This is a genomic window from Limnohabitans sp. B9-3, from assembly GCF_002778325.1.
GTDB lineage: Bacteria > Pseudomonadota > Gammaproteobacteria > Burkholderiales > Burkholderiaceae_C > Limnohabitans > Limnohabitans kasalickyi.
In genome coordinates this window covers 18,384-31,639 of record NZ_NESI01000007.1, presented here as the reverse complement: position 1 = coordinate 31,639, position 13,256 = coordinate 18,384, and the positions used below count along the sequence as shown (strand labels likewise).

The following is a 13,256-nucleotide window of genomic DNA, read 5'->3' as shown; positions in this document are numbered from 1 at the left end:
AGTTAACAGAAAAAAATCCGTGTCCACAAAAGCCCCTGCCCCCATTTCCGGTCGACGTATTCAAACTCGCCGTTCTGGCGTGCACGGCAAGGGCGTGTTTGCTGTCTCTGACTTTGCGCAAGGCGAAACCATCATTGAATATGTGGGCGAGATCATCAGCTGGCCAGAAGCGCTGCGTCGCCACCCGCATGATCCGCAAGACCCGCATCACACGTTTTACTTTCACATCGACGAAGGCCATGTGATTGACGCCAAGTACGGCGGCAACTCCTCGCGCTGGATCAACCACTCGTGCAAGCCCAATTGCGAGCCCGACGAGGTGAATGGCCGCATCTTCATCAAAGCTAAACGAAACATCTTGGCCGGCGAAGAGCTCAATTACGACTACGGCTTGGTGGTTGACGAGCCGTTGACCGACAAACTCAAAGCCGAGTACCCCTGCTGGTGCGGCGCTAAGAAGTGCCGTGGCACTTTGCTGGCGTCGTCGGCTGAGCTGTCCGCGCCGCCCAAGGCCGCGAAGACACCCAAGGCCCGCTCAGTCAAAAAGCGCTGAGTGCGCAGCGCTAGCGCTTTGTTTTTCAGCCGCTGACGTCTTTCACACCCAAGCTCGCATGCCCAAGCCCACCACGCCCCTGATTTGGCCTGCTGAGGACCTGTGGCTGGCCCTAGTGGCCCTCTTGCCAGGTCTGACGGTGGAGGTGCTGCCCGAGATCGACTCCACCAACACCGAGCTCATGCGCCGTGCCCGTGCGGGGCAAACTGACCCCGTGCTGTTGGTGGCCGAAGCTCAGACCGCGGGTCGTGGCCGCTTGGGGCGTGCTTGGCACGGCGAAGCGGGCAGCGCCCTGACCTTTTCACTGGGCCTGCCTTTGGCGCCCCACGATTGGTCGGGCTTGTCGTTGGCGGTGGGCTTGTCTTTGGCCCGCAGCTTGGACCCGCAAGGCGACTTGGGTGTGCGCTTGAAGTGGCCCAACGATTTGTGGGTGGCCCGCCCGGGCACGCCCCAGGGTTGGGGCAAGTTGGCCGGCATCTTGATTGAAACCGCGGTGGCGACGGGACCGGCGAGCGCGCAGTCTGCGCCGCACGCGGCCTGGGGTGCGTCACCCGTCCAAACCCGTTATTGCGTGGTGGGGGTCGGCATCAACATCGCACCGCCTATGGCCGAAGGCTTGTCGACCGCGCCTTTGGGCCTGCAAGACCTACAAGGTGGCATCACCGCAGCCGAAGCCTTGATGAAGGTGGCAGCGCCCTTGCTGGCCACGGTGCTGGCGTTTGAGCGCTCGGGGTTTGCGCCATTGCAAAACGCCTTCAACGCCCGCGATGCGCTGCGCAACGTGACTGTCACTTTGAGCGATGGCCGTCACGGCGTAGCCAGAGGCGTCGACGCCACGGGGGCGATGCTGGTGGACACCGCCCAAGGCCTGGAGGCCATCAGCAGTGCCGAGTTGAGCGTGCGACCGGCTTAGCGCCCATTCAACAAACACAGGTGGTTTGATGCGATCGAAATTTTGGTTCCGCAACGTGGCTGTCGTGCTGGTCGGCCTCAACCTCTTGTTAGGGTTGTGGGACAACGGTGGTTTGCGCTTATTGGGCTTAGGCCCCAAACCCGTTCAAGAGCCGAGCCGGCTAGAAAACCAAATCGCCCCAGATCTGTTGGTGGTGAAGACCACAAAGCCAGACAACAAATAGCGCAGCACGGCTTGGCTGGCGCTTGTCTAGGGCCTGGTTGAGGCCATGGATGAATTGAATTTACCTAGTGTTAACCCTTTATAGATAGGGTTACTCAATCAATGGCATTGAATTAAACAATTTGATGCTGCCAAAAATGCCTGTCAACATTCCGTTGTCTTTGACAAATCGGTCAAAGCATTTGTTCAACCCGTAGGAGACAACACCATGGCAGCACTCAAAGGCTCGCGCACGGAACAATGCCTGAAAGATGCCTTCGCAGGCGAATCTCAAGCCAACCGTCGTTATTTGTATTTCGCAAACAAGGCAGACATTGAAGGTCAAAACGACGTCGCCGCGTTGTTCCGTTCCACCGCTGAAGGCGAAACGGGACACGCCCACGGCCACCTCGAGTTCCTCGAACAAGCCGGTGACCCCGCAACAGGCATGCCCATCGGTTCAACCCGTCAAAACTTGGCATCCGCTGTCGCCGGCGAAACCCACGAGTACACCGACATGTACCCAGGCATGGCCAAAACAGCCCGTGAAGAAGGCTTCGACGAAGTGGCAGATTGGTTTGAAACCTTGGCCAAGGCCGAGCGTTCACACGCCAACCGCTACCAAAAAGCGTTGACCGAGTTGGTGGACTAAATCCGCCTTTCGCTGTGCTTTGGGGCACAGCGATTTCACAAACTGCTGGCTTCACGGCAGTTTGTGAAATCAAAAAAAGGAGACCACCATGGCCACAGAAGGCAACCTTCAAGCCCCCACGCGCCACCCGCTTGACTGGAAAAATCCAGACTTTTACAACGAAGACAAATGCTTCGATGAGTTAGAGCGCATTTTTGACATTTGTCATGGCTGCCGGCGTTGCGTGAGTTTGTGTGCCTCTTTCCCCACCTTGTTCGACTTGGTCGACGAGAGCCCCACCTTGGAAGTCGATGGCGTGAAACGTCAAGACTATTGGAAGGTGGTGGACCAGTGCTTCATGTGCGACCTCTGCTACATGACCAAGTGCCCTTACACACCGCCGCATGAGTGGAACCTTGATTTCCCACACACCATGCTGCGCGCCAAAGCCATCAAGTTCAAAAAGGGCGAAGTGGGCACGGCCGAGCAAATGTTGGCCTCGACCGACGTGCACGGCTCATTGGCCGGCATTCCTGTGGTGGTGCAAGCGGTGAATGCGGTGAACAAAACCAAGGTGGCACGCCAGGCGTTGGAGTCGGTGGCCGGGGTCGACCAGCACGCTTGGTTGCCTGCTTTGGCCACGCGAAAGTTTCGCAGCACGGCGCCAGATGCTCAGGCCGTCCAAGTTGTGGACGGTGCAAAGACACCGGGCAAGGTCGCCATCTATGCCACTTGTTACATCAATTACAACGAGCCTGGTATTGGCCACGACTTGCTGAAAATCTTGGACCACAACGACATTCCGTATGTCTTGGTCGACAAAGAAAAATGCTGTGGCATGCCCAAGCTAGAGCTAGGCGACCTGGACTCGGTGAAAGCCTCCAAAGAAGCCAACATCCCTGTGTTGGCCCAGTACGCCAAAGACGGCTACGCCATCATGGCCGCGGTACCGAGCTGCGCTTTGATGTTCAAACAAGAAATTCCGTTGATGTTTCCCGATTGCGCGGATACCCAGCTGGTCAAAGCGCACATGTGGGACCCGTTTGAATACTTCATGGCTCGCAAACGCGACGGTTTGTTAAAAACAGAATTTCCTCAGCAACTGGGCAATGTCAGCTACCAAATTCCTTGCCACGGTCGGGTGCAAAACATTGGCAAGAAAACCGAAGAAATGCTCAAGATGATTCCGGGTACCGAAGTCAACACCATCGAACGTTGCTCAGGCCATGCGGGCACCTACGGCGTGAAAAAAGGCTCACACGAGATGGCCATGAAAATTGGCAAACCCGTTTTCAAGGCCATGGCCACCATGAAAGATGGCAGCAAGCCCGACTTCATCAGTTCGGACTGCCCCTTGGGCGGTCACCACATCGCGCAGGGCTTTGAGGTGAACAACTTGGGCGCCCCCGAACTCAACCACCCCCTCACTTTGGTTCGCAAAGCCTACGGCTTGAAGTAACACTGGACAACTGACCATGCAACTCACTGGACACATCAAACCCGACAGCCTCATGTCGCTTGAGGCCTACACCAAGTGGCGCAAACTGCACAAGCCCGACGTGATTGCGCACCGCAAGCTGCGCAGCATTCAATTGGGCGAGCACGTCAATTTGCAGTTCGAAAGCGAGACCACCATCCGCTATCAAATCCAGGAGATGCTGCGGATTGAGAAAGTCTTTGAAGAAGAAGGCATCTTGCAAGAGATCGAGGCCTACGCACCCTTGGTTCCCGATGGCCGCAATTGGAAGGCCACCATGATGTTGGAGTACACCGACATCCATGAGCGAAAGCGCGAGTTGGCCAAACTCATCGGCATTGAGGACCGCATGTTTGTGGAGGTCGAAGGCTACGCCCGCGTGTATGCGATTGCCGATGAGGACCTCGACCGAGAGAACGACGAAAAAACCTCAGCCGTTCATTTTGTGCGCTTTGAGCTGACACCCACCATGTGTGCGTCGGTCAAAGCGGGCGCCGCCCTCAAAATTGGCTGCGACCACACCCATTACCCCGCCCATGTGGTGGTGGCGCCTGATGCGCTGGCCAGTTTGGCAGGTGATTTGAAATAAAAAAAGGGCAAGCGCTACCGCGCTTGCCCTTTCAAGTTGCCACCGTGGATTTATGCCAACACAGGCTGGCGAATCAAGTAATCAAACGCTGACAAGGCCGCCTTGGAGCCCTCACCCGCGGCGATGATGATTTGCTTGAACGGAATGGTGGTGCAGTCACCCGCTGCAAACACACCAGGCATGCTGGTGTGGCCTTTGGCATCGATCTCGATTTCGCCAAATTTGCTCAAGTCCAAGGTGCCTTTCAAGAACTCGGTGTTAGGTACCAAGCCAATTTGCACAAACACGCCAGCGAGTTCGACATGATGCACCTCATTCGTGGCGCGGTCTTTGTAGTTCAAGCCATTGACCTTGCCGCCTTCGCCCGTGATTTCGGTGGTTTGGGCGTTGGCGTGGATGGTCACGTTGGGCAAGCTTTTCAGCTTGTTGACCAGCACGGCATCGGCCTTGAGTTGGTCGGCAAATTCAATCAAGGTGACGTGCTCAACCAAACCGGCCAAATCGATGGCGGCTTCCACGCCTGAGTTGCCGCCACCAATCACCGCCACGCGCTTGCCTTTGAACAAGGGGCCGTCGCAGTGGGGGCAGTAGGCTACGCCTTTGTTTTTGTACTCGGCCTCGCCGGGCACGTTCACATTGCGCCAACGTGCGCCCGTGGACAAGATGACGCTCTTGGCTTTGAGCACGCCGCCGTTTTCTAAGTGCACCTCGGTCAATCCACCGGCTTCAGGCGCAGCCACAATTTGGCTGGCGCGTTGCATGGCCATGATGTCTACGCCGTAGTGCTGCACTTGCGCTTCGAGGTCGGCGGCGAGTTTGGGGCCGTTGGTCTCGAGCACCGAGATGTAGTTTTCAATCGACATGGTGTCGTTCAGCTGACCGCCAAAGCGCTCAGCGGCAATGCCTACGCGAATGCCTTTGCGAGCGGCATACACCGCAGCCGCTGCACCGGCTGGGCCACCGCCGACAATCAACACGTCGTAAGGCGCTTTCTCGCTCATCTTCACGGCGTCGCGGGCAGCGGCGCCTGTGTCGAGTTTGGCCACGATTTCTTCCACGCTCATACGGCCAGAGCCAAACACTTGGCCATTCAAGAAGACCATGGGCACGGCCATGATTTGGCGCTCTTCCACTTCCTTCTGGAACGCACCGCCTTCAATCACCACGGTCTTGATCTTCGGGTTGACGACGGCCATAAGCGAGAGCGCTTGCACCACGTCGGGACAGTTGTGGCAGCTGAGGGACATGTAGACCTCAAAGTTGAAGTCGCCATCTAAGGTCTTGATGCTGTCGATCACATCTTGTTCCACCTTGGGTGGGTGACCGCCGGTCCACAACAGGGCCAACACTAAAGAGGTGAACTCATGGCCCAAAGGCAAACCTGCAAAGCGCACGCCTTGGGTTTCGTTTTCACGCACAACCGCGAATGAAGGCTTGCGTGCATCCGTGCCTGAAGTGTCGAGCGTGACTTTGTCAGACAGGCCAACAATGGTCTGAAGCAACTCGCCCATGTCTTTGCCTGTTTCGCTGTCGTCGAGTGAGGCGATCAAGCGGATGGGCTGGCGTAACAAGGCAAGGTACTGTTGAAGTTGGGCTTTGAGTGTGTCGTCGAGCATGGTTTTCTCCGGTTTTGGGGTGCGCAAACCCTAGGCCACGCTTTGCAAACGCTGACCTGGGTGATGAGGGGGGGGGGTTCGCTGGGTACAGCGCACGCCCACTTGTGGCGGATGTGCGCTGCGCTCAACGCCCTGCATCGCAGGGTGTGATCTAAAAAATTAGATCTTGCCGACCAAGTCGATCGAAGGCGCCAAAGTCTTCGCGCCTTCTTTCCACTTCGCTGGGCAAACTTGGCCTGGGTTGGCGGCGGTGTACTGAGCGGCGGTCAACTTGCGCAATGTCTCAGACACGTCACGGGCGATTTCGTTGGAATGGACTTCCATGGTCTTGATCATGCCTTCTGGGTTGATCACGAAGGTGCCGCGCAAAGCCAGGCCATCTTCTTCGATGTGCACGCCAAAAGCGCGTGTCAACTTGTGTGTGGGGTCACCGATCAATGGGAACTTGGCTTTGCCTACAGCTGGCGAAGTCTCGTGCCACACTTTGTGCGAGAAGTGGGTGTCAGTGGTGATGATGTACACCTCAGCACCGGCTTTTTGGAAAGCAGCGTAGTTGTCAGCAGCGTCTTCAATTTCTGTGGGGCAGTTGAAGGTGAAAGCGGCTGGCATGAAGATGAACACGTTCCACTTGCCTTTGAGCGTGGCTTCGGTCACTTCGATGAATTTGCCGTTATGAAAGGCTTGGTTTTTGAAAGGCTGAACTTGGGTGTTGATCAAAGACATAGGGTTTCCTTTGGGTGGTTGTTAAAAACTATCGAATGAGTCAAACTCATTGACACGAATGGTAAACCCTAAAAGTGAAAACCCTGATTGTTTGTCTCAATGAGGCCGATTGAGACAGCCTTGCGTGAGGCCACCTCCTTGTCATCACTTGGTCAAAATCAACTTCCCGAAACGTGTGGTTTGCAGGCGATACACCTCACCCAAATGCACGATCTCCAGAACCCGTTGGCCACCCATCAGCACGGAGCTGTCAACGCGCAGCGGTGGAACGGGCGCCACAGCCATTGCAGGCACCGTCGCATGCTGCGATGACGTGGCTTTGGCGGCCGATGTTGGGGGGCGAGTGCTCATGACTTCACGCAAGAAGCATCAAGGCTTTTGCGCCATGAAGTTGACCTTGGCCAAGCCCGCGCCTTGTAAGGTGCTGAGCGTTTGCAGCACACGCTCATACGGCACTGCGCGGTCGCCGCTCAGGCGTACCACCGGTTGCGGGTCAAGCCTGGCAGCCTGTTGGGCCAGGGCTTTGAGCGCATCGTCAGCCACGGCTTGGCCGTTCCAGTAGGCGCGGCCTTGTGCGTCAATGTCTAAGCGCACCGGCTCTGCGGGCTGTTGGGTCGCTGCAGCGCTCGCACGCGGCAGTGTCAAGGGAATGGCGCTTTGAATGGCGGGCACAGCCAAGATGAACACAATCAACAGCACCAACATCACGTCAATCAAGGGCGTCATGTTGATCTCTGTCATCACTTCGTCTTCGGCGTGTTCGGGTAGGTAGGTCATGTTCAAACGCCTGCTCGGTCACGTTGGCCCACACGCGCACCTGTGACCAAAAAGGCGTGTAAGTCGTGCGCGAAACGGTTGAGTTGACCCAAGATGAACTTGTTGCCGCGTACCAAGGCGTTGTAGCCCAACACCGCAGGAACAGCGACCACCAGCCCCAGGGCCGTCATGATGAGCGCTTCGCCAATGGGGCCCGCCACACGGTCTATACCGACTTGACCTGAAGCGCCAATGCCAATGAGCGCGTGATAAATGCCCCACACCGTGCCGAACAAACCGACAAAGGGTGCCGTGGAACCAATGGAGGCCAACACAGCCAAGCCGGCTTGTAGGCGGGCGGTCGAGTCGTCCATGGCGTTGCGCAAGCTGCGCGTGACCCAGTCGCTCACGTCCAAACTGTCGTGCAGCTGTTCTTGCGTGGCGCGGTGGTGGGCTGAGGCTTCGTGGCCTTGTTGTGCCAAGCTGTAAAACGGGTTGGTGTTGGCGGTGTGGGTGGCTGTGCCATCCAAGGCGGCCAAGCCTTCGTCCAAGTTGCTGCTGTGCCAAAACGATTCGACGTTTTGCGCCATGCGTTTCAGGCGCACGATGTCGAGCGCCTTCATGACGATGACGACCCACGACAACACAGACATGCCCACTAAGAGCAAAGCCACGATGTGGGTGATGACGTCACCCTGTTGCCAAAAATTCAAAATGCCGGGCTGGTTTTCCATGACAGTTTCCAAAAGTTATTCCAAAACAAAATTAACGGGGACGTTGAACCACATGGCCTCGGGCGTGCCCAAGCGTTGGCCTGGCACAAACCGCCAGCGCAAAACGGTGCGCAGGGCTTCTTGGTCTAAGCGGTCAAAACCACTGCTGGTTTTGACCTCGCCTTGTTGCGGCGAGCCGTCAGCCGCTACAAACACCCGAATGAGGACTTGCCCTTGCTCATTCAAGCGGCGGCTTTGGCGCGGGTAAGTGGGCGCAGGGTTGTTCAAACCGTGGGCTTCGCTGCTGGGCAGACTGAAGGCGGGTGCGCCGGTGGGCGCAGGAGGCGAGCGGCCTGTTGGCGCGTCGTTGCTATGGATGGGCGCAGTTGCAGGGAGTGCCTCTGTGTTGCGCGTGACTGGTGGTGACGATGATGCTTTTGCAAGCGAGGGCGAAGGCGAAACTGCGGCGGCAGCAACTGCCGATGTTGAGGGAGGCTGGGTCGACGCAGTCTTGGTCGACGCTTTTTGAACTGTCTGCGTGGCAGAGGCCACTGGCGGCACTCGACTTGGCGAGTTGCTCACGGAGGCGAGCACCATGTCTATGGCGATGCTTTGAGGGGCATCAATCGTCGTTGTGCTGGGCGACAGCAACAAAGCGCCGATGGCCAGCACATGCAGAGCCACCACGCACAGCACCACGACGGGGGTTGTGCGTGGCACGCGTGGATGCGCCGATGCGAAGGTGAATGGCAGCATCAGGTGTCCGCCCACATGCGCAAGAGGTTGTGATACAGGCCGGTTTGTGTCACCGCCTCGGGCAGTTCGCCATATTGGTCGCGCAAGCTCAAGATGCTCATGTCGAGCTCGTACAGCAAGCGGCGTTGCTCGTCGCTGCGTACCAAGCTTTCAATCCAAAAGAAGCAAGCCAAACGTTCGCCGCGTGTGACGGGTTTGACCTCGTGCAAGCTCGTGCCGGGGTAGACGACGATGCTGCCCGCAGGCAGCTTGATGCGTTGCTCGCCATAGGTGTCGGCAATGGTCAGCTCGCCGCCGTCGTAGCTGTTGGGGTCGCTCAAAAACACGGTGCACGAGATGTCGGTGCGCACGCGCTTCTCGTGGCTCAACATGCGGATGGCGCCGTCAATGTGTTTGCCAAAGTAATTGCTGTCGCCCGCGTAGCGGTTGATGCGTGGCGTGTAAATCTTCTTTGGCAGCGTGGCCGAAAAGAAGGTGGGGTTGGCGTTGAGTGCCTTGAGCACCATCTCTCGAATGTTGACGGCGGCGTCACTGGTCTGCGGCAATTGCTCGTTGTGTTTCACCATCGCCGCTTGCCGGCCCGCCGTGCCGAGGCCGGGCTCCCAAGGCGCGTCTTTGAGCCAAGCGCGGGCTTGGTTCAGCTGTTCGGGCGACAACACATCGGGCAAGGTCAGCAGCATGTTTGTTTCCTTTGAAACTCAGAACTTGTAAGAGCCCGTCACCTGCACCAAGCGCCCAGCACCCGGCACGTAATGGCCGCTGTACAGCTGGTCGGCGTAGAGCTTGTTGGTGAGGTTGCTCACGTTGCCCTTGAAGGTCAGTTTCTCGTCGACGCGGTACTCGGCCATCACATCGGCGGTGGTGAAGGCGGGGGCTTCCCAGCCTGGGTTGCGGTTGGGCGTTTGCGCACCACGGTGATTCAGGCCTGCACCCACGCGCCATTGGCCGTTGATTTGGTAGGTGTTCCACAGCGTGGCGCTAACACGCGGGGTGAGTGATGGCCGTGCGCCCGCCGCTTCGGCGCCTTGGCCGCCCACATCAATTTTGGCCACGGGCATCCACATGAAGGAGCCAAACACGTCCCAGCGCGGAGACAGCCGGCCGGTGATGTCGGCTTCTAAACCCGCCGCATGGCGACGGCCCGACAACACGGTCACGCCGGGTTGCAAAGGGTCGGTGTTGCGCTCGTTCAGTTTGGTGGATTGAAACAAGGCGTAGCGCGTGCTGAAGTTTTTGTCAGCGGAATCTAGCTTCGCGCCCAGCTCTAAGTTAATGCTTTGCTCGGGCGGTACGTCTTTGTTGCCAGCGCCCAGTGAGTAAGCATCGCCCGAGGTGTTGAACGAGGTGGCGGCTGAGAAGTGGTACGACTCGCGCTCGCTGGGTTGGAACAATGCGCCTACGCGTTTGCTCCACTCGCCCACTTCCATTTGGTAATGGCTCATGGCACCGTTTACAGCGTTGGCTCCGTTGGCGGGAGCTGCAAAGCTGTCGTAGTTGCCTTTGAGGCGGTCGTAGCGCAAGCCGCCCAAGAGCTTCCAGTGCGGTGCCACTTGCACCAAGTCTTGCGCGTACACGCCCCAAGCCGTCGCGGTGTATTGGTTGTTGACGCGCAAAGCCCTTGACGCTTCGTTGACCCATGCGCCGTCATCGGGCGTACCCACGGTGGTGTTGGGTTTGACCAAGTCCACGCCGCCTAAACCTTGTGCAGTGGTGCGCGCGGCATAGACGGTTTTTTGTTCACGCGCAACGTCCACGCCGCTGAGCACTTCATGCTTCACACCCCAGGCGGTGAATTTGCTGCTGAGGTCGCTTTGCACGTACAGCGTGCCCAGGTCTTGAATTTTGTTTTGTGTGCCGCGGGTGAGCGTGGACGATGTGCCAAATGTGTCCAACGCAGCGCTGGTGCGAAGGGTGCTGGCGCGTTGGTCGCGGGTGAAGCTGCCTTGTCGCACGCGGGTGGTCAGCTCGGTGTCGCCGTCAAAGCGGTGCGTGTGTGCCAGGGTGGCATAGGTGGCAGTGCCGTTGTTGTAATCGCTGGCCATACCGTAATTGCTGGTGGGGCTCACGGGTAATAGCGTGGTGGTGCTGGCTGGGCTGGCGCTGGTCGGTTTGATCCACGGCATGCCGTAATTGATGCCGTTGTTGTTTTCTAAACGGTAGAGGCTGGCGGTGAATTCGTCACGCTCGCCAATTCCCCAACGGTAGCTGCCGGCGATGCCTTGTTTGTCAATGCTGCTGCCCGCGCCGTTGTTGTCTGCGGTGGTCTTCATGGCGCTCACGCGCAGGGCCGAGCTCTCGCCCGTTTGTTGGTTGAAGTCACCCACCACGCGGCGGTGGGTGTGGCTGCCCACGGTCATGTCGATCTGGTTCTCGTCCATCAAGCGCGGCACTTTGTTGACCAAGTTGACCGCACCGCCCGTGGAGCCGCGGCCAAACAACATCGAGGCCGAGCCGCGCAAGAGCTCCACGCGGTCGAGGTTGAAGGTGTCGCGGTCGTAGAACGCGGGGTCGCGCAATCCATCCACAAAAATATCGCCCGTGGTGGACAGTGCAAAGCCACGCAAGCGAATGTCTTCTTCGCCGCCTTCGGCCGCTTGAAACGTGATGCCTGCGGTTTGTTTGAGGGCGTCTTTGACGGTGTCGAGGTTGCGGTCATCCAGCTGTTTTTCGGTGACCACGGTGATGGACTGAGGAATGTCGCGCAGTTGCTGTTTGCCTTTGCCGATGCTGGTTTCGGTGGCGCGCAGGCTGTCTTTGCCTTCCGCCATTTCTGCCTTCTCGCGCACGGTGACGGTGTTGAGCGTTTTCTCAGCTTGTGCATGTGCAGTCGTTGCCAAACTGGCCGCCAACAACATGGCGCCTAATGGCAAGAGTTTGGAGGGCTGCGCAGCTTGCATGGGTGCTGTGCGAGGCGCAGAGAAAGACAAGCGGCGTCGGTTGAGCCGCGAACGGGTGGTCGCCATGGAACAAGCTCCTGATGAAGGTGGCCGAAAAATTTCGGCAGGTGTGATCAGAGGCTGGCTACACGCCCTTGCACTGAGGGCGACAAACACGGGGTTTGTTGGCTGGCCGAAAAAGTCAGGCGCGAGGCGCGCCTGGTGTGTGCCTGTTTTGTCGAGCGCCGCCGTGTCAGCCGCGCATCGATGGCCTTATTTGAAACCCACGCGGTCCAACATTTGTTGCACCTTGATTTGGTTCATGCCCACGGCGCTGATGGGCACCAGCTCGCTCTTGAAGCTGCCGCCGGTCATGGCTTGGAGGGCAGGGTTGTCTAGCTTCAGACCTTTGACCACGGGCCACTCGTTGTTGCCGTTGGCAAAATGGTTTTGTGCTGCGGGACTGACGAGGTATTCCAAAAACTTCACGGCGTTGGTTGGATTCTTGGCGTAACGCGCCACTGCGCCACCAGCCACGTTCACATGGGTGCCCCAGCTTTGTTGGTTGGGGAACACCACGCCCACACGCTCGGCCACCGCTTTGTCGGCGGGGTTGGTCGAGCGCATCAAACGCGCCAAGTAATAGGTGTTGGTCACCGCAATGCCGCACTCGCCGCTGGCCACCGCTTTGATTTGGTCGGTGTCACCGCCCTTGGGTGCGCGAGCCATGTTGTCGACCATGCCTTTGAGCCAGATTTCCGTGGCAGCAGGCCCGAGGTGTTCGGTCATCGCGCCAAACAAGCTCAGGTTGTAGGGATGCGAGCCAGAGCGGATGCACAGCTTGCCTTTGTTTTTGGTGTCGGCTAACTCTTCGTAGGTGTCAACATCTTCCCGTTTGACTTTGAGTTTGTCGTACACCACCACGCGTGCGCGTGTGGACAGGCCGAACCAAGCCGTTGCGCCGTTGTCTGCGGGCTTGGCGCGCAACTCGGCAGGGACGGCAGCCTCTAGCACCTTGGATTGAATGGGGAGGAACAAGCCATCGACCTCACCGCGCCACAAGCGCGAGGCATCGACCAACAAAATGATGTCGGCGGGGGACGCGCTGCCTTCAGCTTTCAGGCGAGCCACGATGCCGGCGTCGTCAGAGTCCACACGGTTGATCTGTATGCCCGTGGCTTTGGTGAAGTCGCTGTACAGCGCTTCGTCGGTTGGGTAATGCCGGGCTGAGTAAATGTTGAGCACCGAGGTCTGAGCCGAAACGGCAGGTGCGTAAAAGCCAGTGATCAAGGCGGCCGTCACGCTGGTCAAAGCGCAAGCCAAGGTGGTGAGAATGCGGGGCATGGTGTCAACTTCCAAGAAAGAAACTTGGATGAAGTCTATACCAAATGCGAATCGTTCTCAATAAACTTGAGCCAAAGACCTTTGTGTCAGCGCGCCTAGGACCCACGG

Annotated in this window: 15 protein-coding genes; 6 read left to right on the top strand and 9 right to left on the bottom strand. The window is 58.1% G+C overall.

Annotated elements, in window-relative coordinates:
* The first annotated feature begins 19 nt into the window (after nt 1-19).
* The 6 genes from B9Z42_RS11500 to B9Z42_RS11475 all read left to right on the top strand — a co-directional run bounded on the left by B9Z42_RS11500 (nt 20) and on the right by B9Z42_RS11475 (nt 4,364).
* Nucleotides 20-553 (top strand): SET domain-containing protein, encoded by a 534-nt coding sequence (locus tag B9Z42_RS11500; RefSeq protein WP_100133544.1) that lies wholly within the window; start codon nt 20-22, stop codon nt 551-553.
* Between the two features lie 58 nt (nt 554-611).
* Entirely contained in the window at nt 612-1,466 is an 855-nt protein-coding gene (locus B9Z42_RS11495) for a biotin--[acetyl-CoA-carboxylase] ligase (protein ID WP_100133543.1), read from the top strand.
* Between the two features lie 28 nt (nt 1,467-1,494).
* A complete protein-coding gene (locus B9Z42_RS11490) occupies nt 1,495-1,689 on the top strand; it encodes a hypothetical protein (RefSeq protein WP_100133542.1) in 195 nt (64 codons plus the stop codon).
* 207 nt (nt 1,690-1,896) lie between these two features.
* Entirely contained in the window at nt 1,897-2,319 is a 423-nt protein-coding gene (locus tag B9Z42_RS11485) for a rubrerythrin family protein (protein WP_100133541.1), read from the top strand.
* An 88-nt stretch (nt 2,320-2,407) separates the two neighbouring features.
* Complete coding sequence (locus tag B9Z42_RS11480; RefSeq protein WP_100133540.1) at nt 2,408-3,757, top strand: (Fe-S)-binding protein; 1,350 nt, start codon at nt 2,408-2,410, stop codon at nt 3,755-3,757.
* Between the two features lie 16 nt (nt 3,758-3,773).
* Nucleotides 3,774-4,364 (top strand): DUF3501 family protein, encoded by a 591-nt coding sequence (locus B9Z42_RS11475; protein WP_100133539.1) that lies wholly within the window; start codon nt 3,774-3,776, stop codon nt 4,362-4,364.
* Between the two features lie 50 nt (nt 4,365-4,414).
* Here the strand turns inward: B9Z42_RS11475 and ahpF are convergent, their stop codons facing one another.
* From ahpF to B9Z42_RS11430, 9 genes are all read right to left on the bottom strand, one after another.
* Entirely contained in the window at nt 4,415-5,980 is a 1,566-nt protein-coding gene (ahpF, locus tag B9Z42_RS11470; protein WP_100133538.1) for an alkyl hydroperoxide reductase subunit F, read from the bottom strand.
* Nucleotides 5,981-6,139: 159 nt separating this feature from the next.
* Nucleotides 6,140-6,703 (bottom strand): alkyl hydroperoxide reductase subunit C, encoded by a 564-nt coding sequence (gene ahpC / locus B9Z42_RS11465; protein ID WP_100133537.1) that lies wholly within the window; start codon nt 6,701-6,703, stop codon nt 6,140-6,142.
* Nucleotides 6,704-6,847: 144 nt separating this feature from the next.
* The gene (gene hemP / locus B9Z42_RS11460; RefSeq protein ID WP_100133536.1) at nt 6,848-7,054 is read right to left on the bottom strand and encodes a hemin uptake protein HemP; all 207 of its coding nucleotides are present in this window, start codon (nt 7,052-7,054) and stop codon (nt 6,848-6,850) included.
* Between the two features lie 18 nt (nt 7,055-7,072).
* Complete coding sequence (locus tag B9Z42_RS11455; RefSeq protein WP_100133535.1) at nt 7,073-7,480, bottom strand: biopolymer transporter ExbD; 408 nt, start codon at nt 7,478-7,480, stop codon at nt 7,073-7,075.
* Nucleotides 7,481-7,482: 2 nt separating this feature from the next.
* Nucleotides 7,483-8,193: a MotA/TolQ/ExbB proton channel family protein gene (locus tag B9Z42_RS11450; RefSeq protein WP_100133534.1), complete on the bottom strand. Its 711-nt coding sequence runs from the start codon at nt 8,191-8,193 to the stop codon at nt 7,483-7,485.
* 15 nt (nt 8,194-8,208) lie between these two features.
* Nucleotides 8,209-8,928 carry an energy transducer TonB gene (locus B9Z42_RS11445; RefSeq protein ID WP_233203623.1) on the bottom strand — a complete coding sequence of 240 codons (720 nt, stop codon included), beginning with the start codon at nt 8,926-8,928 and terminating at the stop codon, nt 8,209-8,211.
* A complete protein-coding gene (locus B9Z42_RS11440; protein WP_100133533.1) occupies nt 8,928-9,608 on the bottom strand; it encodes a Fe2+-dependent dioxygenase in 681 nt (226 codons plus the stop codon). Before B9Z42_RS11440 ends, B9Z42_RS11445 begins: the two co-directional genes overlap by 1 nt.
* Before the next feature lie 18 nt (nt 9,609-9,626).
* A complete protein-coding gene (locus B9Z42_RS11435) occupies nt 9,627-11,891 on the bottom strand; it encodes a TonB-dependent siderophore receptor (protein WP_100133532.1) in 2,265 nt (754 codons plus the stop codon).
* A gap of 186 nt (nt 11,892-12,077) precedes the next feature.
* Nucleotides 12,078-13,148 carry an extracellular solute-binding protein gene (locus B9Z42_RS11430; protein ID WP_100133531.1) on the bottom strand — a complete coding sequence of 357 codons (1,071 nt, stop codon included), beginning with the start codon at nt 13,146-13,148 and terminating at the stop codon, nt 12,078-12,080.
* Nucleotides 13,149-13,256 lie beyond the last annotated feature (108 nt).

Excerpts from the sequence above, each read along its gene's own strand:
- ahpF (WP_100133538.1), bottom strand. The coding sequence starts at position 5,980 with ATGCTCGACGACACACTCAAAGCCCAACTTCAACAGTACCTTGCCTTG.
- B9Z42_RS11490 (WP_100133542.1), top strand. The coding sequence starts at position 1,495 with ATGCGATCGAAATTTTGGTTCCGCAACGTGGCTGTCGTGCTGGTCGGC.
- B9Z42_RS11430 (WP_100133531.1), bottom strand. The coding sequence starts at position 13,148 with ATGCCCCGCATTCTCACCACCTTGGCTTGCGCTTTGACCAGCGTGACG.
- B9Z42_RS11450 (WP_100133534.1), bottom strand. The coding sequence starts at position 8,193 with ATGGAAAACCAGCCCGGCATTTTGAATTTTTGGCAACAGGGTGACGTC.
- B9Z42_RS11485 (WP_100133541.1), top strand. The coding sequence starts at position 1,897 with ATGGCAGCACTCAAAGGCTCGCGCACGGAACAATGCCTGAAAGATGCC.
- B9Z42_RS11475 (WP_100133539.1), top strand. The coding sequence starts at position 3,774 with ATGCAACTCACTGGACACATCAAACCCGACAGCCTCATGTCGCTTGAG.
- B9Z42_RS11445 (WP_233203623.1), bottom strand. The coding sequence starts at position 8,928 with ATGCTGCCATTCACCTTCGCATCGGCGCATCCACGCGTGCCACGCACA.
- hemP (WP_100133536.1), bottom strand. The coding sequence starts at position 7,054 with ATGAGCACTCGCCCCCCAACATCGGCCGCCAAAGCCACGTCATCGCAG.
- B9Z42_RS11455 (WP_100133535.1), bottom strand. The coding sequence starts at position 7,480 with ATGACCTACCTACCCGAACACGCCGAAGACGAAGTGATGACAGAGATC.
- B9Z42_RS11440 (WP_100133533.1), bottom strand. The coding sequence starts at position 9,608 with ATGCTGCTGACCTTGCCCGATGTGTTGTCGCCCGAACAGCTGAACCAA.
- B9Z42_RS11480 (WP_100133540.1), top strand. The coding sequence starts at position 2,408 with ATGGCCACAGAAGGCAACCTTCAAGCCCCCACGCGCCACCCGCTTGAC.
- ahpC (WP_100133537.1), bottom strand. The coding sequence starts at position 6,703 with ATGTCTTTGATCAACACCCAAGTTCAGCCTTTCAAAAACCAAGCCTTT.
- B9Z42_RS11495 (WP_100133543.1), top strand. The coding sequence starts at position 612 with ATGCCCAAGCCCACCACGCCCCTGATTTGGCCTGCTGAGGACCTGTGG.
- B9Z42_RS11435 (WP_100133532.1), bottom strand. The coding sequence starts at position 11,891 with ATGGCGACCACCCGTTCGCGGCTCAACCGACGCCGCTTGTCTTTCTCT.